Here is a 19,431-nt window from a genome sequence, read left to right as displayed (position 1 = left end):
TTTCTACCTCTTTAGCATTTATCGCGGGTAGTTAACGCCGGTGATTCTGGTTAACAAAAGCGGTGCAATATGCAAGTTTTTATCATGCGTCACGGCGACGCGGCACTCGATGCCGCCAGTGACTCAGTACGTCCTTTGACCGTCTGTGGCTGCGACGAATCTCGTCTGATGGCGACCTGGCTTAACGGTCAAAAAGTGGACATCGAACGCGTTCTGGTGAGTCCATTCCTGCGTGCAGAACAGACGCTGGATGTGGTGGGTGAATGTATGAACCTGCCGACCAGTGTGGATGTTCTCCCTGAACTCACCCCATGTGGCGATGTAGGTCTTGTCAGCGCTTATCTTCAGGCGCTGTGCAATGAAGGTGTCGCTTCCGCGCTGGTCATTTCCCACCTGCCACTGGTTGGCTATCTGGTATCTGAGCTTTGCCCGGGCGAGACTCCGCCGATGTTCACGACATCCGCCATTGCCAATGTTTCTCTCGACGAAACGGGCAAAGGTGTCTTCAACTGGCAAATGAGTCCGTGCAACCTGAAGATGGCAAAAGCCATCTGACGTGACGTGCGATATGGCGGGGGCAATGTGCTTCCCGCCATTCTGTCAGGGCAACTCTGGCGGCTGCCACTCTTCCACTTCAATCAACACCAGCAATGCGGCATCTCCGCCGTACTCTTTCGGTGCCTGATGAAACGCCATCACGTGTGGATGCTGAGCCAGCCACAGCGGTGTCTGTTGCTTGAGGATATGTTTACCGTGGCCATGCATCACGCAGGCGCAGAAAACATGTTCGCGACGACAGGCGGCAATCAATGCCCCCAGCTCCTGTTTCGCCTGCATCTGGGTCAAACCGTGCAGATCGAGAAACAGCGCTGGCGAATAATCTCCGCGACGTAATTTTTTCAGCTCAAAATGGCTGACGTCTTCGCGTACGTATTTCACCGCACCCTGAGTATTGAGCAACGGCTGAAATTCATCTGAAAAATAGTGGCTGTTATCCGCCTGCTCCTGCAGCAGACGTTTGACCGGTACTTCGCTGATTTTTTTACGCTGCGGGCGATGGACAATGGTGTCCTGCGCGATTTTACGCGTCCCGGTCATTAGCTGTCGGAAGAGCGCCTGATCCTCCTCGCTGAGCGATGTTTTCTTTTTCATTCGTCATTCTCATCTCGTATTTCCGATAGTGTACCCGACTAAACGCATTTTTTAACCTCAAGCGAGACGCGTCATTGCTGATTTATCGCCGTCTTCATGGCAAACTAGCCGCCGAAAATTATGCGAGCATGCCCTGGAGGAAAGAGTGGATAAAATATTTGTCGATGAAGCAGTAAACGAGCTGCATACCATACAGGACATGTTGCGCTGGTCGGTTAGCCGCTTCAGCGCCGCCAATATCTGGTACGGTCACGGTACCGATAACCCGTGGGATGAAGCCGTGCAGCTGGTGCTGCCGTCCCTCTACCTGCCGTTGGATATTCCGGAAGACATGCGCACCGCGCGCCTGACCTCCAGCGAAAAACACCGCATCGTTGAGCGCGTGATCCGCCGCGTGAACGAGCGCATTCCGGTCGCCTATCTGACCAACAAAGCCTGGTTCTGCGGCCATGAGTTCTATGTCGATGAACGCGTGCTGGTGCCGCGCTCGCCGATTGGTGAGTTGATTAACAACCACTTTGAAGGCCTGATCGGCCATCAGCCGCAGCACATTCTGGACATGTGTACCGGCAGTGGCTGCATCGCCATCGCCTGCGCTTACGCCTTCCCGGAAGCGGAAGTAGACGCCGTCGATATCTCCACCGACGCGCTGGCCGTGACCGAGCACAACATCGAAGAGCATGGGCTGATCCATCACGTTACGCCAATTCGCTCTGACCTGTTCCGCGATCTGCCGACGCTGCAGTACGATCTGATCGTTACCAACCCGCCGTACGTTGATGCGGAAGACATGTCCGATCTGCCGAACGAATACCGTCACGAGCCGGAGCTGGGTCTGGCGTCAGGCTCTGACGGCCTGAAGCTGACGCGCCGCATTCTGGCCTGCGCGCCGGATTATCTGACCGACGACGGCGTTCTGATTTGTGAAGTGGGCAACAGCATGGTACATCTGATAGAGCAGTACCCGGATGTGCCGTTCACCTGGCTTGAGTTTGACAACGGCGGTGACGGCGTCTTTATGCTGACCAAAGCGCAGCTGCTCGACGCGCGCGAACACTTCAGCATCTATAAAGATTAATCCAGCGGGCTTCGGCCCGTTTCACAACGCTCAAACACAAACAACAACATCGGAGCCGTGATGGCAGGAAACAGTATTGGACAGTTATTCCGCGTGACCACCTTTGGCGAGTCGCACGGGCTGGCGCTGGGCTGTATCGTTGATGGCGTACCGCCAGGCATCGAACTGACCGAAGCCGATTTACAGCACGACCTCGACCGTCGTCGCCCGGGTACCTCTCGCTACACCACGCAGCGTCGCGAGCCGGACCAGGTAAAAATTCTCTCCGGCGTCTTTGAAGGCCGCACCACCGGGACCAGCATTGGTCTGCTGATCGAAAACACCGATCAGCGCTCCCAGGACTACGGCGCCATCAAAGACGTCTTCCGTCCGGGCCACGCCGACTACACCTACGAACAAAAGTACGGTTTCCGCGACTATCGCGGCGGCGGACGTTCTTCCGCGCGTGAAACCGCGATGCGCGTGGCCGCAGGGGCGATTGCTAAGAAATACCTGCAGCAGAAATTTGGCATCGTTATCCGCGGCTGCCTGACCCAGATGGGCGACATTCCGCTGGCGATCAAAGACTGGGATCTGGTCGAGCAAAACCCGTTCTTTTGCGCCGATGCCGACAAGCTGGAAGCGCTGGACGAACTGATGCGCGGCCTGAAAAAAGAGGGCGACTCCATCGGGGCGAAAGTTACCGTCGTGGCCGACGGCGTCCCGCCAGGCTGGGGCGAGCCGGTATTTGACCGTCTCGACGCCGACATCGCCCACGCGCTGATGAGCATCAACGCGGTGAAGGGCGTTGAGATTGGCGATGGTTTTGACGTGGTATCCCTGCGCGGCAGCCAGAACCGTGACGAGATCACGAAGGCGGGCTTCCAGAGCAACCACGCGGGCGGCATTCTGGGCGGTATCAGCAGCGGGCAGCAGATTATTGCCAACATCGCGCTGAAGCCTACTTCCAGCATCACTGTGCCGGGCCACACGATTAACCGCGATGGCGAAGAAGTTGAGATGATCACCAAAGGACGTCACGATCCGTGCGTGGGGATCCGCGCGGTGCCGATCGCAGAAGCGATGCTGGCGATCGTGCTGATGGATCACTTCCTGCGCCAGCGCGCGCAGAATGCGGATGTGACGACCACCATTCCACGCTGGTAAACATGAAAAAAACCGCAATTGCTCTGCTGGCGCTGCTCGCCAGTGGAGCCAGTCTGGCCGCGACGCCATGGCAAAAAATCACCCATCCGGTGGCGGGGAGCGCGCAGTCGATCGGCGCTTTCTCAAACGGCTGTATCGTGGGCGCGCAGGAACTTCCGCTGCAATCTGATACCTATCAGGTGATGCGTACCGACCAGCGTCGTTACTTCGGCCACCCTGACCTGGTGCTGTTCATTCAGCGACTAGGAAACCAGGTACATAACCTTGGGCTCGGCACGATGCTGATTGGCGATATGGGGATGCCTGCCGGCGGTCGTTTTAACGGTGGACACGCCAGTCACCAGACCGGACTGGATGTCGATATCTTCCTGCAGCTGCCGAAAACGCGCTGGACCTCCGCCCAACTGCTGAAACCGCAGGCGCTGGATCTGGTGGCGAGCGACGGCAAGCGCGTTGTGCCGTCCCTGTGGACGCGGGACGTATCCAGCATGATCAAGCTGGCGGCAGAAGATAACGACGTCACGCGGATTTTCGTTAACCCGGCCATCAAGCAGCAGCTCTGCCTTGATGCCGGAACCGATCGCGACTGGCTGCGCAAAGTGCGCCCGTGGTTCCAGCATCGTGCGCACATGCACGTTCGCCTGCGCTGCCCGGCGAATAGCCTGGAATGTGAAGATCAGCCGCTTCCGCCGCCAGGCGATGGCTGCGGTGCGGAACTGCAAAGCTGGTTTGAACCGGCAAAACCTGGAACCTCTAAGCCTGAGAAGAAGACACCGCCTCCGTTGCCGCCTTCCTGCCAGGCGCTACTGGATGAGCATGTACTTTAATGGATAATTTTGTCGATCTGTTTATGGTGTCACCGCTGCTGCTGGTGGTGCTGTTCTTTGTGGCCATGCTGGCTGGTTTTATCGATGCCCTTGCGGGCGGCGGCGGGTTGTTAACCGTTCCCGCGCTGCTGGCGGCGGGCATGAGCCCGGCGCAGGCGCTTGCCACTAATAAGCTGCAGGCCTGCGGCGGTTCGCTCTCGGCGTCGCTCTATTTTATCCGCCGCAAGGTGGTGAGCCTGGCCGACCAGAAGCTTAATATCCTGATGACCTTTATCGGCTCCACGTCGGGCGCGCTGCTGGTTCAGCACGTGCAGTCGGATATTTTGCGCCAGATCCTGCCGGTTCTGGTCATCTGCATCGGGCTTTACTTCCTGCTGATGCCAAAGCTCGGTGAAGAAGACCGCCAGCGTCGTCTGCACGGTCTGCCGTTTGCCCTGATTGCCGGTGGCTGCGTCGGTTTTTACGACGGTTTCTTCGGACCGGGGGCAGGCTCGTTTTACGCGCTGGCGTTCGTGACGCTTGCCGGGTTTAACCTCGCCAAATCGACCGCTCATGCCAAAGTGCTCAACGCGACCTCGAACGTCGGCGGCCTGCTGCTGTTTATCATTGGCGGCAAGGTTATCTGGGCAACCGGATTTGTGATGATGGCAGGGCAGTTCCTGGGCGCACGCGCGGGTTCGCGTCTGGTGTTAAGCAAAGGACAAAAGCTTATTCGCCCGATGATCGTCATCGTCTCGGCCGTAATGAGCGCCAAACTTCTTTATGACAGCCATGGACAGGAGATCCTCACCTGGTTGGGGATGCACTAATGAACAGTACGCATAAATACGAACAGCTGATTGAGATTTTCGACAGCTGTTTTGCTGACGATTTTAATACCCGTCTGATTAAAGGCGACGACGAACCGATCTATCTTCCTGCTGATGAAGAGGTTCCGTATAACCGTATAGTCTTTGCCCACGGCTTTTATGCCAGCGGCTTACACGAAATTTCGCACTGGTGCATTGCGGGGAAAGCGCGGCGCGAGCTGGTGGACTTCGGTTACTGGTACTGCCCGGACGGGCGTGACGCCGCTACGCAGGGCCAGTTTGAAGATGTGGAAGTGAAACCGCAGGCGCTGGAATGGCTATTCTGCGTCGCGGCGGGTTTTCCGTTCAACGTCAGCTGCGATAACCTCGAAGGCGACTTCGAGCCAGACCGTATCGTCTTCCAGCGCCGCGTGCATGCGCAGGTGATGGAATATCTTGAGAAAGGCATCCCGGAACGTCCGGCGCGCCTGATCGAGGCCTTACAGAATTATTACCACACGCCGGCGATCGCGGCGGAATGCTTCCCTTGGCCGGAAGATCTTTAACAGAGGAAAGAAGATGATCGCAGAATTTGAATCACGCATTCTGGCGTTAATTGATGACATGGTGGAACACGCCAGTGATGATGAGCTGTTCGCCAGCGGTTATCTGCGTGGTCACCTGACGCTCGCGGTAGCCGAGCTGGAAGCAGGTGACGATCACTCTGCTGACGCCGTTCACGCCGAAGTGGCCCGCAGTCTGGAGAAAGCCATTCAGGCCGGGGAGCTCTCTCCGCGCGACCAGTCTCTGGTGCTGGGCATGTGGGACAACCTGTTCCAGCAGGCTAAACGCTAAGCCGCCGCCTTCTCTTCCCTCTCCCTGTGGGAGAGGGTTAGGGTGAGGGCACCAGACCGCACCCTACTTAACCTTCTTCCCCTTCAGCAGTTTTCGTACCCACAAGCGATTCGGATTCAGCCCCGCAAGCGTAACCCTGTCCAGCGGAATTGGCTCGTCGCTCATTTGCGCGGCTAACACTTCAGCCAGCAGCGGTGCCGAACACAGCCCGCGAGACCCTAATCCACCCAGCATAAACAGCTCTGGATAAACTGGCGCGCTTACCGCTTTATCCCGGTTATCAGCAAGATCCTGATAGACCTCAAGCGTTGCCTTATAGTCCGGCACATTTCCCGCCATCGGCAGATGATCGCGGGTGGCACAGCGAACGCCGCAGCGCGCGTCTCCGGCGCTGACGTCAACCTCTTTCGCCCATGCCGCCTCCGGGAAACAGTCAATCAGGCGCTGGCGGTTCTGCGCCTGATCCGCTTCGCTGTAGTGCATATCCGTTTCGCCACGATGATAGCTGGCCCCGATGCAGTGATGGCCGTTAGACGGATTTTGCGGCGTCAGATAGCCGTCATAGCACAGCACCTGGCGCAGTTTGCCGAGCTCAGGCGCGGAAGGAATATGGCTTACCTGGCCGCCGACCGGATAAACCGGCAACGTTTCTGTCTGGATAAACTGGGTGATGTGATGCCCGTTTGCCAGCACAACGCTGGCATGGCTTACGGCTTTGCCATCCGCAAAACGCAGATTCCAGCGTTCTGCCCGGCTTAACGATTCAACCTTGTGAGCATAATGCGCCGTCAGCCCGCGCGACTTCGCCAGGGCAATTACCGACGCGGTCAGTTCAGCCGGGCACAGCCAGCCGCCGAGCGGATACTGAATGCCCCCACACCCGGTTTCCACGCCAGCGGTGTCTGCCACCTCTTGAGCACTTACCGCGCGGGCAATCTCGTCAGGCAGGCCCAGCGACAGCATCTGCGCGATCTTCTGCTGGCTCTTTTCATCCCAGCCGAGCTGCGTGACGCCGCACCAGTCATGGTCGAACGACACCGGAAGCGCGTCATACAGGCGACGTGCGAAGGTAAACGCCGCCGGGAAAAACCGGAACAGGGCCGGGTCATGCGCGCTTAAAAGCGGATAAAGCGCCCCCTGGCGGTTGCCGGACGCGCCGTTTGCTGGCGCATCGTCAGCACAGTAGAGCGTGACCTGCCAGCCGCGGTGGAGAAGCGCGAGAGACAGCAGGGCGCTGGCGATCCCCCCGCCGACTATCGCCACCTCACGTGATGCGCTGGCGCGGCGTGCAAACCAGGGCGCCTGAGCGGGGATATCCAGCGTCTGCTTCATTGTGCCGATCAGCATGTCGCGCTTGCGGCCAAAGCCTTTGGTCTTCTGCATCGTAAAGCCCGCCTCCTGCAGCCCGCGGCGGACAAAGCCCGCCGAGGTGAAGGTGGCAAGCGTTGCGCCAGGGCGCGCCAGCCGCGCCATCGCGTTAAACAGATGCTGGCTCCACATGTCCGGGTTTTTGGCGGGGGCAAAACCGTCCAGGAACCACGCGTCGACCTTCTGATTCATCGAGTCATCGAGCCTGTCGGTCAGATCGTTGATGTCGCCGAGCCATAAGTCCAGCGTCACGCGTCCATCGTCCAGCATCAGGCGGTGACAGCCGCCGATGTGGGGCGGCCACTGCGCCTGAAGCTGCTCCGCCCAGGGCGCAAGCTCCGGCCAGCGCTGGTGGGCAAGCCGCAGATCGTGCGCGGTAAGCGGGAATTTTTCGAAACTGATGAAATGTAATCTTTGTAGCGTAGCCTCAGGGTGTGCAGCGTGAAACTGGTTAAACGCCTGCCAGAGGGTTAAAAAATTCAGCCCGGTGCCGAATCCACTTTCCGCGACCACAAACAGGCTCCGCGGATGCTCCGGGAAGCGGGTGCTGAGCTGGTTTCCGTCGAGGAAAACATAGCGAGTTTCTTCGAGTCCGTTATCATTAGAAAAATAGACGTCATCAAAATCTCGGGAAACAGGTGTACCCTCAGCGTTGAATTCGAGGTTGGCGGGTTGTATAGCGTTTTGTTTCACGTAAGTTACTCGTCTGACAGGCAGTGGCACGATCTTAACGATGTGAGTCCATCGGTGCAAATTTCCGCAGAAAATGTCTGATCGGACTTGTTCGGCGTACAAGTGTACGCTATTGTGCGACTCGAAACTTACTATAGTGCGACTTACAGAGGTATTGAATGAAACGTGCAGTGATTACTGGCCTGGGCATTGTTTCCAGCATCGGTAATAACCAGCAGGAAGTCCTGGCATCTCTGCGTGAAGGACGCTCCGGGATCACTTTCTCTGAAGAGTTTAAAGATTCAGGTATGCGTAGCCACGTATGGGGTAACGTCAAACTGGACACCACCGGTTTGATTGACCGCAAAGTGGTTCGTTTCATGAACGATGCCTCTATTTATGCTTATCTCTCCATGCAGGAAGCGATCAAAGATTCCGGCCTGAGCGAAGAGGTTTATCAGAACAACCCGCGCGTGGGTCTGATCGCCGGTTCCGGCGGTTCATCTAAAGCGCAGGTATTCGGCGCTGACGCAATGCGTAGCCCGCGTGGTCTGAAAGCAGTAGGTCCGTACGTGGTTACTAAAGCCATGGGTTCTGCGGTTTCCGCATGCCTGGCGACCCCATTCAAAATCCACGGTGTGAACTACTCCATCAGCTCCGCGTGTGCGACTTCCGCGCACTGTATCGGTAATGCTGTTGAGCAGATCCAGCTGGGTAAACAGGACATCGTATTTGCTGGCGGCGGCGAAGAGCTGGGCTGGGAAATGGCCTGTGAATTCGACGCCATGGGCGCACTGTCCACCAAGTACAATGAAACTCCGGATAAAGCTTCCCGTACCTACGATGCGCACCGTGACGGTTTCGTTATCGCGGGCGGCGGCGGCATGGTTGTGGTTGAAGAGCTGGAGCATGCCCTGGCACGTGGCGCGCACATCTACGCTGAAATCGTGGGCTACGGAGCTACGTCTGACGGCGCCGACATGGTTGCGCCATCCGGCGAAGGCGCTGTGCGCTGCATGAAGATGGCGATGCACGGCGTTGACACCCCAATCGACTATCTGAACTCCCACGGTACCTCTACTCCGGTAGGCGACGTGAAAGAGCTAGGTGCGATCCGTGAAGTCTTCGGCGACAACAGCCCGGCAATCTCTGCGACCAAAGCCATGACCGGTCACTCTCTGGGTGCGGCTGGCGTGCAGGAAGCGATCTACTCTCTGCTGATGCTGGAAAACGGCTTTATCGCTCCAAGCATCAACATTGATGAGATGGACGAGCAGGCCGCTGGCCTGAACATCGTGACCAAACCAACGGAAGCGACGCTGACTACCGTCATGTCCAACAGCTTCGGCTTCGGTGGCACCAACGCCACGCTGGTCATGCGTAAGCTGAAAGCATAAGTTTTATGTTTGATTCAGAAGGGGAGCCATAAGGCTCCCTTTTTTTATGCATTGACAAGCAGCTGATCTCACAGGCAAACTTCACCCCTCAACATTATCCTCACGATAATGCGTAAGCGTTTAACGTCAACCAACGCACCTTAATCCTGATAATCAGGTAGAGGGGGCGTGGCATTTCCCCGCCTTACTCTTCATTTTGGAGTAAAGCATGACTGCAGTAACTCAAACAGAAACAACTCCTTCAGCGAACGTCTCGCTGTTCCGTATCGCCTTTGCGGTATTTCTGACCTATATGACCGTTGGCCTGCCGCTGCCGGTGATCCCGCTGTTCGTTCATCAGGAGCTGGGCTATGGCAACACCATGGTCGGCATTGCCGTGGGCATTCAGTTTTTAGCCACGGTATTGACCCGCGGATACGCCGGACGACTGGCGGATCAGCATGGTGCCAAACGCTCGGCGCTGCAGGGGATGTTTGCCTGCGGGCTGGCGGGCGGCGCCTGGCTGCTGGCGGCTCTTCTGCCGGTAGACGCCGCGTATAAATTTGCGCTGCTGGTGCTGGGCCGTTTAATTCTTGGCTTCGGTGAAAGCCAGCTACTGACCGGTACCCTGACCTGGGGAATGGGGCTGGTGGGGCCAGCTCGTTCCGGCAAGGTGATGTCCTGGAACGGTATGGCCATCTATGGTGCGCTGGCTGCCGGTGCGCCGCTTGGGCTGCTGATCAATAGCCAGTTTGGGTTTGCGGCGCTGGCCGCCACCACGATGGCTTTACCCCTGCTGGCGTGGGCGTTTAACGGCTCGGTGCGTAAGGTGCCCGCGCACAAAGGCGAGCGTCCTTCCCTGTGGAGCGTGGTCGGCCAAATCTGGCAGCCGGGTCTTGGCCTGGCGCTGCAGGGCGTGGGTTTTGCGGTGATTGGTACCTTCGTCTCGCTCTACTTTATGAGCCGCGGCTGGGCGATGGCTGGTTTTACGCTTACCGCGTTTGGCGGCGCGTTTGTGCTGATGCGCGTGCTTTTCGGCTGGATGCCGGATCGCTTCGGCGGCGTGAAGGTCGCGGTAGCGTCGCTGATGATAGAGACCGTGGGTTTGCTGCTGCTGTGGAATGCACCCGTGGCATCCGTTGCGCTGCTGGGTGCGGCGCTGACCGGCTGCGGCTGTTCGCTGATCTTCCCGGCGCTCGGTGTTGAAGTCGTGAAGCGCGTGGCCCCACAGGTGCGCGGCACGGCGCTGGGCGGCTATGCGGCGTTTCAGGATATCTCATACGGAATAACCGGGCCGCTGGCCGGGGTGTTAGCCACCTCGTTTGGGTATCCGTCCGTCTTCCTGGCCGGTGCGGTTTCCGCGGTCGTTGGGATCGTGGTGACGCTGGTGGCGTTTCGCAGGAGTTGAGCCGTTATTGCCGGGTGGCGGCTGTGCCTTACCCGGCCTACGGTTCGAGCCGTTGTAGGCCCGGTAAGCGCAGCGCCACCGGGCAAAATCTCAGGCAACCAGCCAGAAAATAGCCAGCGCAATCAGTAGAGCAATAAACATCAGTCCTGGACGCGCAGAGAGCGTTCTGAACGTCTCGACGACTGGCGCAAACAGCGGGCTGTAGATCGGCTGAATGTTTCTCACCTCCGGCACGCCGCCCTCACGCTCGGCGCGGCGAACGAAGATCTGGTTGAGCAGATCCTGCACCTGCGCGGTGGTCAGTACCGTTTGCGGCGTGGCCTGCCAGTTTTGCTGGGCGTAATCCCGGATGACTTCAAACTCGTGCGGCTCAAGCGGCTGTTTCAGCGCGGCCTGGACGGTATGCAGGGTAGGGGCACTCTGGATGCTAAGCGTCTGGCGCGCCTGGAGCCAGGTCACCAGATGGGTAAACTGTTTGGCCGGGATCAGCTCACCCGCCTTCACGCCGGACAGCTCCAGCATGGATTGCCAGATAAGCTTCGTCGGTTCGCCGGTGGCCGCAGCCAGCTTGGTCACCATCTGCTTGAGCGTGTTATGCTCGGCGGGGAGCAGCGGACGCTCGGTCGCCGGGCGCACCTGCGGCTGCGGAATCGACAGCTCATTGTTCTGCAGCAGCGTCAGCACCGTTTTAAGCTGATCGGGCGTCAGCTGGCCCAGCGCGGTCTGACCATACTGCTGGCGAATAAAATCACTCACCGCCTGGCGATTATTTCCCTGGCCCAGCAGCTCCGTCAGCTGAGAAACAATCTGGCGCGTGGTGTGGTTCTGCTGCGCGGTCGTAATACGCTGGTTCAGATTTTGCTCGGCAGCGGGGAAATGACGCGACTGCAGCGGTGCATCGTTCCTCACGCCTAAATCATGCTTCACACCGGCCCAGACTTCCGCGTTTTGCTGCGAAGTCAACGCAATCAGGCGCGTGATCAGTCGCTCCAGCACGGTGCGCTGTTGCGTGGATAGCGGTTGTTCACCGGCAACGTTTGGCGTGACGGGGCCTTCACCCGGAGGGCGTGGCGGCGTACCTGAAATGGGCTGCATCGTCAAAAATCCTTAAAGTCAAAACTCAGCGTAAACCTGGCAGACGTATATGCCTGGCGGCCAGATTATGGCACACTTGGCAGGTTTTCTTCCTCTCAAACAGGTACTCAGACGTGAAAATCCTCGTTGATGAAAATATGCCTTACGCCCGCGAGCTGTTTAGCCGCCTGGGTAACGTTAAGGCTGTCCCTGGTCGCCCGATCCCGGTCAACGAACTGGATGACGCAGACGCGCTGATGGTGCGCTCGGTGACCAAAGTAAATGAGGCGTTGCTCGCCGGTAAGGCGGTTAAGTTCGTTGGAACCGCAACGGCAGGGACCGATCATGTGGATGATAAATGGCTGGCGCAGGCTGGAATCGGTTTTTCCGCCGCGCCGGGCTGTAACGCCATTGCCGTCGTGGAATACGTTTTCTCGTCCCTGCTGATGCTGGCCGAGCGCGACGGTTTTGCGCTGAAAGACCGCACCGTGGGGATTGTCGGCGTGGGTAACGTCGGCGGGCGCCTGCAAAAGCGCCTGGAAGCGTTAGGGATCCGCACGCTGCTGTGCGATCCGCCGCGCAAAGACAACGGTGATGACGGGGATTTCCGCTCGCTGGACGAGCTGGTTGAACAGTGTGACGTGCTAACTTTCCACACGCCGCTGTTTAAAGAGGGGCCGTATAGGTCGCTGCATCTTGCTGACGAAGCGCTGATCCGTCGTCTGAAGGCTGGCACTATTCTGATAAATGCCTGTCGTGGTCCGGTAGTCGATAACGCCGCGCTGCTGACGTGTCTGAACGAAGGACAAGACCTCAGCGTGGTGCTGGACGTCTGGGAGCCGGAGCCGGATCTCAACGTTGAGTTGCTTAACAAGGTGGACGTGGGCACGGCGCATATAGCAGGTTACACCCTTGAGGGGAAAGCGCGCGGCACGACGCAGGTCTTCGAGGCCTACAGCGCTTTTATCGGTCATCCGCAGCAGGTAGCGCTGGACACCTTACTCCCGGCGCCTGAATTTGGCCGCATTACCCTGCACGGCCCGCTCGATCAGGCAACGCTGAAAAGGCTGGTGCATTTGGTGTATGATGTGCGCCGCGATGATGCGCTGCTGCGTAAAGTGGCGGGGATCCCGGGTGAGTTTGATAAGCTGCGCAAGAACTACGTTGAGCGCCGCGAGTGGTCTTCCCTGTATGTAATATGCGACGACGCCCCGACGGCGACGCTGCTGCATAAGCTGGGGTTTAACGCCGTTCATCACCCGGCACGTTAATGTCTTCTTAATGCTCCCTGTCGGATACTCCGACAGGGACGCTTTTTTATTTCTGGAGTAAACCACCATGTCTGAAGGCTGGAACATTGCCATTTTAGGTGCCACCGGTGCCGTGGGCGAAGCCCTGCTCGAAACCCTTGCTGAGCGTCAGTTCCCGGTGGGCGACATCTATGCGCTGGCGCGTACCGACAGTGCAGGTGAGCATCTGCGTTTTAACAGTAAATCCGTCATGGTCCAGGACGCGGCAGCGTTCGACTGGACGCAGGCGCAACTGGCGTTTTTCGCCGCAGGTACTGAAGCCACTGCGGCGTACGTTGAAGAGGCGACCAACGCAGGCTGCCTGGTGATCGACCTGAGCGGACTGTTCTCCATGGAGCCGGATGTGCCGCTGGTGGTACCGGACGTGAACCCGTTTGTGCTGGCTGACTACCGCAACCGTAACGTCATTGCGGTGCCGAACAGCCTGACCAGCCAGTTGCTGACCGCGCTGAAGCCGCTGATCGACGACGGCGGCCTGTCGCGCATTACCGTTACCAGCCTGCTGTCCGCGTCCGCGAACGGCAAAAAGGCCGTTGACGCGCTGGCCGGGCAGAGCGCGAAGCTGCTGAACGGTATCCCGATTGACGAAGATGATTTCTTTGGCCGCCAGCTGGCGTTCAACATGCTGCCGCTGCTGCCGGACCGCGAGGGCTCCGTGCGCGAAGAGCGCCGTATCGTCGATGAAGTGCGTAAAATTCTGCAGGACGATGGCCTGATGATCTCCGCGAACGTCGTGCAGTCCCCGGTCTTTTACGGCCACGCGCAGATGGTTGGCTTTGAAGCCCTGCGTCCGCTGGCCGCGGAAGAGGCGCGCGACGCGTTTGGCCGCGGTGAAGACATCGTGCTCTCTGAAGAGAGTGAGTTCCCGACCCAGGTTGGCGATGCCACCGGTAGCGCACATCTTTCCGTTGGCTGCGTGCGTAACGATTACGGCATGCCGGAACAGGTTCAGTTCTGGTCCGTTGCCGACAACGTTCGCTTTGGCGGCGCGCTGATGGCGGTCAAAATCGCCGAAAAACTGGTGCAGGAGTACCTGTACTGATGTCAGATGTGGAACAAAAGCCGGTCCATAGAATTGCTCTCGGAATTGAGTACGATGGCAGTAAATATTATGGCTGGCAGCGTCAGAACGAAGTGCGCAGCGTCCAGGAGAAGCTGGAGAAAGCGCTCTCTCAAGTGGCAAACGAGCCGATTAACGTCCTGTGCGCAGGACGTACGGACGCGGGTGTTCACGGCACGGGGCAGGTGGTGCACTTTGAAACCACCGCCGTGCGTAAGGATGCCGCCTGGACGCTGGGGGTAAATGCGAATTTGCCTGGTGACATTGCGGTGCGTTGGGTAAAAGCTGTGCCGGATGATTTTCACGCGCGCTTTAGCGCCACGGCGCGTCGCTACCGTTATGTCATCTACAACCAGCGCCTGCGTCCTGCGGTATTAAGCCAGGGCGTGACGCATTTTTATGAACCGCTTGATGCAGAACGTATGCATCGCGCGGCGCAGTGTCTGATTGGTGAAAATGACTTTACGTCGTTTCGTGCGGTGCAGTGCCAGTCCCGTACGCCGTGGCGCAACGTCATGCACATAAACGTCAGCCGTTTTGGCGCGTATGTGGTGGTGGATATCAAAGCCAATGCCTTTGTACATCATATGGTTCGGAATATTGTGGGCAGCCTGATGGAAGTGGGTGCCGGACACCAGCCGGAGAGCTGGATTGCAGACCTGCTTGCAGCGAAGGACAGAACGCTTGCGGCAGCTACGGCGAAAGCGGAAGGGTTGTATCTGGTCTCGGTAGACTATCCGGATCGGTTTGACCTGCCGAAACCGCCAATGGGCCCGCTGTTTTTAGCGGACTAAACAAAGGTGCAATTAGGGCTTAGACAATATGGACGTAATACGTTTTCTGATTGATTTCATTCTGCATATTGATGTTCACCTGGCGGAGCTGGTCGCGCAGTATGGCGTCTGGGTTTACGCCATTCTGTTCCTCATTCTGTTTTGTGAAACCGGACTGGTCGTTACCCCATTCCTGCCAGGGGATTCACTGCTGTTCGTTGCCGGCGCGCTATCGGCGTTACCCACTAACGATCTGAACGTGCATCTTATGGTTGTGCTGATGGTGATTGCCGCTATTGTCGGTGATGCGGTTAACTATACGATTGGACGAGTGTTCGGTGAGCGACTTTTCAGCAATCCTGATTCGAAAATTTTCCGTCGCAGCTATTTAGACAAAACCCATGCGTTCTATGAACGCCATGGCGGAAAAACCATTATCCTTGCGCGGTTTGTGCCTATTGTGCGCACATTTGCACCGTTTGTGGCGGGAATGGGGCATATGTCCTATCGTCATTTTGCCATGTATAACGTCGTGGGGGCGCTGCTGTGGGTGCTGCTGTTTACCTATGCAGGCTATCTTTTTGGCGATCTTCCGATCGTCCAGGAAAACCTTAAGTTGCTGATTGTAGCGATTATTGTGCTTTCCGTACTGCCGGGCGTTATCGAAATCATTCGTCACAAACGTGCGGCGGCAAAGCAAGCGAAGTAAATGCACGCTGGCGGTTCGACCACTTTTTTATCCAAAGTTTCGGGCTGTTATGTTTTAATGTGCAACATTCATGGTCTGTTGGAGGCAAAAATGGCATTATTCGCCTCTTATAGCAAAACTGGCATACGACCAGGTTCAGGCAGAAAGGTTATCAATGAGCTGGATTGAACGAATTAAAAGCAACATTACCCCAACTCGCAAAGCGAGCATTCCTGAAGGGGTATGGACGAAGTGTGATAGCTGCGGCCAGGTTCTGTATCGCGCAGAGCTGGAGCGCAACCTTGAGGTGTGTCCGAAGTGTGACCACCATATGCGTATGTCGGCGCGCAACCGCCTGCATAGCCTGCTGGACGAAGGCTCTCTGGTAGAGCTGGGTAGCGAACTCGAGCCGAAAGACGTGCTGAAGTTCCGCGATTCCAAAAAATATAAAGATCGTCTGGCCTCTGCACAGAAAGAGACCGGCGAGAAAGACGCGCTGGTCGTCATGAAAGGCACCCTGCACGGGATGCCGGCTGTTGCCGCTGCGTTTGAGTTCTCCTTTATGGGCGGCTCAATGGGCTCCGTGGTCGGTGCGCGCTTCGTGCGTGCCGTTGAGCAGGCGCTGGAAGACAACTGTCCGCTGATCTGCTTCTCTGCCTCCGGCGGTGCGCGCATGCAGGAAGCGCTGATGTCGCTGATGCAGATGGCAAAAACCTCTGCTGCGCTGGCGAAGATGCAGGAGCGCGGTCTGCCGTATATCTCCGTGCTGACCGACCCAACCATGGGCGGCGTCTCCGCGAGCTTCGCGATGCTGGGCGATCTGAACATCGCTGAGCCAAAAGCGCTGATCGGCTTTGCCGGTCCTCGCGTTATCGAGCAGACCGTTCGTGAAAAACTGCCGCCGGGCTTCCAGCGCAGTGAGTTCCTCATCGAGAAAGGCGCCATCGATATGATCGTCCGCCGTCCGGAAATGCGCCTGAAGCTGGCGAGCATCCTGGCGAAGCTGATGAATCTGCCAGCGCCGAACCCGGATGAACCGCGCGAAGGCGTGGTGGTACCGGATCAGGAACCCGAGGCCTGATAACTGAAAAGGGCAGGGCCGGTTGGCGCTGCCCTTTTGCTTTCTAATCTGTTAATGACAACCGGGCATTATGGAAAATAAAAGCATTCCCCAAGCCACGTCGCCCCTGGCCGCGTGGCTTTCTTATCTGGAAAACCTGCACAGTAAAACCATCGATATGGGGCTTGAGCGCGTAAGCCAGGTTGCGGCGCGTCTTGACGTGCTCAAACCGGTGCCTTTCGTGTTCACCGTCGCGGGAACCAACGGTAAAGGCACGACCTGCCGCACGCTGGAATCCGTCCTGATGGCGGCCGGTTACAGAGTTGGCGTTTACAGCTCTCCGCACCTGGTGCGCTACACCGAGCGGGTTCGCGTACAGAACCGCGAGCTGCCGGAATCCGCGCATACGGCGTCGTTCGCAGAAATTGAAGCCGCGCGCGGTGAAATCTCATTAACCTATTTTGAATACGGTACCCTGTCGGCCCTGTGGCTGTTCAAACAGGCGCAGCTGGATGTGGTGATCCTTGAGGTTGGCCTCGGCGGACGTCTTGATGCGACCAATATCGTGGATGCGGACGTGGCGGTGGTGACTTCCATCGCGCTGGACCATGTCGACTGGCTGGGGCCGGATCGTGAAAGCATTGGCCGCGAGAAGGCCGGTATTTTCCGCGCAAATAAACCCGCCGTGGTCGGCGAACCGGATATGCCGCACACTATTGCTGACGTAGCAAACGAGAAGGGCGCGCAGCTGCTGCGCCGCAGCGTTGACTGGCAGTATGAGGTTCAGGGCAACGGCTGGCGCTTTAGCGACGCGCAGGGCGCGCTCGACAACCTGCCGCTGCCGCAGGTTCCGCAGCCGAATGCGGCCACCGCGCTGGCTGCACTGCGCGCCAGCGGATTAGCGGTGAGCGAGCAGGCAATCCGCGACGGCATACAAAACGCGATTCTGCCCGGCCGTTTCCAGATAGTCAGCGAGTCACCGCGCCTGATTCTGGACGTGGCGCACAACCCGCATGCGGCGGCGTACCTCGCGGGACGTCTCAAATCGTTACCAAAAACCGGGCGCGTGCTGGCGGTTATCGGTATGCTTCATGATAAAGATATCGGCGGGACGCTGGCCTGCATGGAGAGTGTGGTCGATAGCTGGTATTGTGCTCCTCTGGAGGGGCCGCGCGGCGCGACGGCTGAGCAGCTGATGGAACATCTCGGCAAAGGCGCAATCTATAGTAGCGTGGCTCAGGCCTGGCATGCCGCGATGGCGGATGCTAAACCAGAAGATACCGTGCTGGTGTGTGGGTCATTCCACACGGTGGCACATGTCATGGAAGTGATGGACGCGGGGAGAACCGGTGGCGAGTAAGTTTCAGAACCGTTTAACAGGAACCATTGTGCTGGTCGCGCTCGGGGTGATTATTCTCCCGGGCCTGCTCGACGGGCAGAAAAAGCATTATCAGGATGAGTTTGCCGCTATTCCGCTGGTGCCTAAACCGGGTGACCGCGATGAGCCGGATATGCTGCCCGCGGCGACGCAGGCGCTGCCTGCTCAGCCACCGGAAGGCGCGGCGGAAGAGGTGCGCGCGGGCGATGCCGCCGCACCGTCGCTCGATCCGTCTCGCCTGGCGGCCACGAGCAACAGCGATATCGATCCTGTGCCGGTCGAGCAGCCTAAACCGGTTGAAAAACCGAAGCCGGTTGAGAAGCCGCAGCCGAAACCGCAGCGTGATAAAGCAGCAGAACAGCTCGCCGCGGCGTCAGAGACGCCTCCGCCAGCAAAACCGACGCAGCAGGACGCTGCTGCCCCAACGGGGAAAGCCTACGTGGTGCAGCTCGGAGCGTTGAAAAATGCCGATAAAGTCAACGAGGTCGTGAGCAAACTGCGCAGTGCGGGATATCGTGTTTACACTTCACCTTCCACGCCGGTGCAGGGTAAAATTACGCGTATCCTCGTGGGGCCAGAAGCGTCTAAAGACAAACTGAAAGGGTCGCTGGGTGAGCTGAAGCAGATCTCCGGCCTGAGCGGTGTGGTGATGGGCTACAGCGCAAACTGATAAGATCTTGCCCCTCACCCTGACCCTCTCCCCTGAGGGGAGAGGGGACGATTTGCTCCCTCTATCTTGTGGGAGAGGGCTGGGGGGAGGGAGAGCAGACGTTCAAAGAAACGTCAAAAGGACCGGGGGCGTTGAACATTTTTTCAGCGCCTTTTTTATTTACGCGCGGGAAGGAAATCCCTACGCAAACGTTTTCTTTTTCTGTTAGAATTCGCCCCGAACTGGATGACAGGGCGTTAAATCGTGGGACACATATGGTCTGGATTGATTACGCCATCATTGCGGTGATTGGTTTTTCCTGTCTGGTTAGCCTGATCCGTGGCTTTGTTCGTGAAGCGTTATCGCTGGTAACCTGGGGTTGTGCTTTCTTTGTTGCCAGTCATTACTACACTTACCTGTCTGTCTGGTTCACGGGCTTTGAAGATGAACTGGTCCGAAACGGAATTGCCATCGCGGTGCTGTTTATCGCAACGCTGATTGTCGGCGCTATCGTGAATTACGTGATAGGTCAGCTGGTCGAGAAAACCGGTCTGTCAGGAACGGACAGGGTGCTCGGGATCTGTTTCGGGGCGTTACGAGGCGTGCTGATTGTGGCCGCGATCCTGTTCTTCCTGGATACCTTCACCGGGTTCTCCAAAAGCGAAGACTGGCAGAAATCGCAGCTCATTCCAGAGTTCAGCTTCATCATCAGATGGTTCTTTGACTATCTGCAAAGCTCGTCGAGTTTTTTGCCCAGGGCATAAACCCT

The 19,431-nt window shown here is 57.8% G+C and carries 20 protein-coding genes; 17 read left to right on the top strand and 3 right to left on the bottom strand.

What is annotated here, in order from left to right; genetic code table 11:
* Window positions 1-69 precede the first annotated feature (69 nt).
* Window positions 70-555 carry a phosphohistidine phosphatase SixA gene (gene sixA, locus V1587_RS18175; protein WP_032659231.1) on the top strand — a complete coding sequence of 162 codons (486 nt, stop codon included), beginning with the start codon at window positions 70-72 and terminating at the stop codon, window positions 553-555.
* A 45-nt stretch (window positions 556-600) separates the two neighbouring features.
* Here sixA and smrB read toward each other — a convergent pair whose 3' ends face one another.
* Complete coding sequence (gene smrB / locus V1587_RS18170) at window positions 601-1,152, bottom strand: endonuclease SmrB (protein WP_371897353.1); 552 nt, start codon at window positions 1,150-1,152, stop codon at window positions 601-603.
* A 145-nt stretch (window positions 1,153-1,297) separates the two neighbouring features.
* Between smrB and prmB the strand changes: the two genes are divergently transcribed.
* Genes prmB through V1587_RS18140 form a run of 6 tightly spaced genes read left to right on the top strand, consistent with a single transcriptional unit; the run spans window position 1,298 to window position 5,846 of the window.
* A complete protein-coding gene (gene prmB, locus V1587_RS18165; protein WP_008502612.1) occupies window positions 1,298-2,230 on the top strand; it encodes a 50S ribosomal protein L3 N(5)-glutamine methyltransferase in 933 nt (310 codons plus the stop codon).
* A 60-nt stretch (window positions 2,231-2,290) separates the two neighbouring features.
* Entirely contained in the window at window positions 2,291-3,376 is a 1,086-nt protein-coding gene (gene aroC, locus V1587_RS18160) for a chorismate synthase (RefSeq protein WP_371897352.1), read from the top strand.
* Between the two features lie 2 nt (window positions 3,377-3,378).
* Complete coding sequence (gene mepA / locus V1587_RS18155) at window positions 3,379-4,203, top strand: penicillin-insensitive murein endopeptidase (RefSeq protein ID WP_024908935.1); 825 nt, start codon at window positions 3,379-3,381, stop codon at window positions 4,201-4,203.
* A complete protein-coding gene (locus V1587_RS18150) occupies window positions 4,203-5,012 on the top strand; it encodes a sulfite exporter TauE/SafE family protein (RefSeq protein ID WP_008502609.1) in 810 nt (269 codons plus the stop codon). The genes mepA and V1587_RS18150 overlap by 1 nt, the downstream gene beginning before the upstream one ends.
* A complete protein-coding gene (locus V1587_RS18145; protein WP_371897351.1) occupies window positions 5,012-5,557 on the top strand; it encodes an elongation factor P hydroxylase in 546 nt (181 codons plus the stop codon). The genes V1587_RS18150 and V1587_RS18145 overlap by 1 nt, the downstream gene beginning before the upstream one ends.
* A gap of 13 nt (window positions 5,558-5,570) precedes the next feature.
* A complete protein-coding gene (locus V1587_RS18140) occupies window positions 5,571-5,846 on the top strand; it encodes a YfcL family protein (RefSeq protein WP_167211729.1) in 276 nt (91 codons plus the stop codon).
* Window positions 5,847-5,909: 63 nt separating this feature from the next.
* Here the strand turns inward: V1587_RS18140 and mnmC are convergent, their stop codons facing one another.
* Window positions 5,910-7,907, bottom strand: coding sequence for a bifunctional tRNA (5-methylaminomethyl-2-thiouridine)(34)-methyltransferase MnmD/FAD-dependent 5-carboxymethylaminomethyl-2-thiouridine(34) oxidoreductase MnmC (gene mnmC / locus V1587_RS18135; protein WP_371897350.1), 1,998 nt, complete (start codon window positions 7,905-7,907; stop codon window positions 5,910-5,912).
* A 158-nt stretch (window positions 7,908-8,065) separates the two neighbouring features.
* Between mnmC and fabB the strand changes: the two genes are divergently transcribed.
* Window positions 8,066-9,283 carry a beta-ketoacyl-ACP synthase I gene (fabB, locus tag V1587_RS18130; RefSeq protein ID WP_023336433.1) on the top strand — a complete coding sequence of 406 codons (1,218 nt, stop codon included), beginning with the start codon at window positions 8,066-8,068 and terminating at the stop codon, window positions 9,281-9,283.
* A gap of 208 nt (window positions 9,284-9,491) precedes the next feature.
* Window positions 9,492-10,670, top strand: coding sequence for an MFS transporter (locus V1587_RS18125; RefSeq protein WP_371897349.1), 1,179 nt, complete (start codon window positions 9,492-9,494; stop codon window positions 10,668-10,670).
* Between the two features lie 90 nt (window positions 10,671-10,760).
* Here V1587_RS18125 and flk read toward each other — a convergent pair whose 3' ends face one another.
* Window positions 10,761-11,765, bottom strand: a complete 1,005-nt coding sequence (gene flk / locus V1587_RS18120) for a flagella biosynthesis regulator Flk (protein ID WP_371897348.1) — start codon at window positions 11,763-11,765, stop codon at window positions 10,761-10,763.
* A gap of 113 nt (window positions 11,766-11,878) precedes the next feature.
* Between flk and pdxB the strand changes: the two genes are divergently transcribed.
* The 8 genes from pdxB (at window position 11,879) to cvpA (ending at window position 19,426) form a co-directional block, all read left to right on the top strand.
* The gene (gene pdxB, locus V1587_RS18115; protein ID WP_371897347.1) at window positions 11,879-13,015 is read left to right on the top strand and encodes a 4-phosphoerythronate dehydrogenase PdxB; all 1,137 of its coding nucleotides are present in this window, start codon (window positions 11,879-11,881) and stop codon (window positions 13,013-13,015) included.
* 67 nt (window positions 13,016-13,082) lie between these two features.
* The gene (locus tag V1587_RS18110; protein ID WP_395314438.1) at window positions 13,083-14,096 is read left to right on the top strand and encodes an aspartate-semialdehyde dehydrogenase; all 1,014 of its coding nucleotides are present in this window, start codon (window positions 13,083-13,085) and stop codon (window positions 14,094-14,096) included.
* Window positions 14,096-14,908, top strand: a complete 813-nt coding sequence (gene truA / locus V1587_RS18105; RefSeq protein ID WP_023312566.1) for a tRNA pseudouridine(38-40) synthase TruA — start codon at window positions 14,096-14,098, stop codon at window positions 14,906-14,908. Before V1587_RS18110 ends, truA begins: the two co-directional genes overlap by 1 nt.
* A gap of 28 nt (window positions 14,909-14,936) precedes the next feature.
* On the top strand, window positions 14,937-15,596 hold the full coding sequence (locus V1587_RS18100) for a DedA family protein (protein WP_045327886.1): 660 nt from the start codon (window positions 14,937-14,939) through the stop codon (window positions 15,594-15,596).
* 154 nt (window positions 15,597-15,750) lie between these two features.
* Window positions 15,751-16,656 carry an acetyl-CoA carboxylase, carboxyltransferase subunit beta gene (accD, locus tag V1587_RS18095; RefSeq protein WP_023312564.1) on the top strand — a complete coding sequence of 302 codons (906 nt, stop codon included), beginning with the start codon at window positions 15,751-15,753 and terminating at the stop codon, window positions 16,654-16,656.
* Window positions 16,657-16,726: 70 nt separating this feature from the next.
* Window positions 16,727-17,995, top strand: coding sequence for a bifunctional tetrahydrofolate synthase/dihydrofolate synthase (gene folC / locus V1587_RS18090; RefSeq protein WP_371897345.1), 1,269 nt, complete (start codon window positions 16,727-16,729; stop codon window positions 17,993-17,995).
* Window positions 17,985-18,683 (top strand): cell division protein DedD, encoded by a 699-nt coding sequence (gene dedD, locus V1587_RS18085; protein ID WP_045908737.1) that lies wholly within the window; start codon window positions 17,985-17,987, stop codon window positions 18,681-18,683. The genes folC and dedD overlap by 11 nt, the downstream gene beginning before the upstream one ends.
* Window positions 18,684-18,937: 254 nt before the next feature.
* Window positions 18,938-19,426, top strand: coding sequence for a colicin V production protein (gene cvpA, locus V1587_RS18080; protein WP_000262116.1), 489 nt, complete (start codon window positions 18,938-18,940; stop codon window positions 19,424-19,426).
* The last annotated feature ends 5 nt before the right edge of the window (window positions 19,427-19,431 follow it).

Source organism: Enterobacter sp. ECC-249 (assembly GCF_043965265.1).
Classification (GTDB): Bacteria; Pseudomonadota; Gammaproteobacteria; order Enterobacterales; family Enterobacteriaceae; genus Enterobacter; species Enterobacter quasiroggenkampii.
Note: the sequence above shows the minus strand (reverse complement) of the source record. Positions and strands in the feature narration are given on the sequence as shown.

Bases quoted from the DNA above. Each gene is read 5' to 3' on its own strand.
- V1587_RS18110 (WP_395314438.1), top strand. From the start codon at position 13,083: ATGTCTGAAGGCTGGAACATTGCCATTTTAGGTGCCACCGGTGCCGTG.
- V1587_RS18100 (WP_045327886.1), top strand. From the start codon at position 14,937: ATGGACGTAATACGTTTTCTGATTGATTTCATTCTGCATATTGATGTT.
- accD (WP_023312564.1), top strand. From the start codon at position 15,751: ATGAGCTGGATTGAACGAATTAAAAGCAACATTACCCCAACTCGCAAA.
- V1587_RS18125 (WP_371897349.1), top strand. From the start codon at position 9,492: ATGACTGCAGTAACTCAAACAGAAACAACTCCTTCAGCGAACGTCTCG.
- fabB (WP_023336433.1), top strand. From the start codon at position 8,066: ATGAAACGTGCAGTGATTACTGGCCTGGGCATTGTTTCCAGCATCGGT.
- sixA (WP_032659231.1), top strand. From the start codon at position 70: ATGCAAGTTTTTATCATGCGTCACGGCGACGCGGCACTCGATGCCGCC.
- V1587_RS18140 (WP_167211729.1), top strand. From the start codon at position 5,571: ATGATCGCAGAATTTGAATCACGCATTCTGGCGTTAATTGATGACATG.
- smrB (WP_371897353.1), bottom strand. From the start codon at position 1,152: ATGAAAAAGAAAACATCGCTCAGCGAGGAGGATCAGGCGCTCTTCCGA.
- folC (WP_371897345.1), top strand. From the start codon at position 16,727: ATGGAAAATAAAAGCATTCCCCAAGCCACGTCGCCCCTGGCCGCGTGG.
- V1587_RS18150 (WP_008502609.1), top strand. From the start codon at position 4,203: ATGGATAATTTTGTCGATCTGTTTATGGTGTCACCGCTGCTGCTGGTG.
- truA (WP_023312566.1), top strand. From the start codon at position 14,096: ATGTCAGATGTGGAACAAAAGCCGGTCCATAGAATTGCTCTCGGAATT.
- V1587_RS18145 (WP_371897351.1), top strand. From the start codon at position 5,012: ATGAACAGTACGCATAAATACGAACAGCTGATTGAGATTTTCGACAGC.
- aroC (WP_371897352.1), top strand. From the start codon at position 2,291: ATGGCAGGAAACAGTATTGGACAGTTATTCCGCGTGACCACCTTTGGC.
- flk (WP_371897348.1), bottom strand. From the start codon at position 11,765: ATGCAGCCCATTTCAGGTACGCCGCCACGCCCTCCGGGTGAAGGCCCC.
- cvpA (WP_000262116.1), top strand. From the start codon at position 18,938: ATGGTCTGGATTGATTACGCCATCATTGCGGTGATTGGTTTTTCCTGT.
- mepA (WP_024908935.1), top strand. From the start codon at position 3,379: ATGAAAAAAACCGCAATTGCTCTGCTGGCGCTGCTCGCCAGTGGAGCC.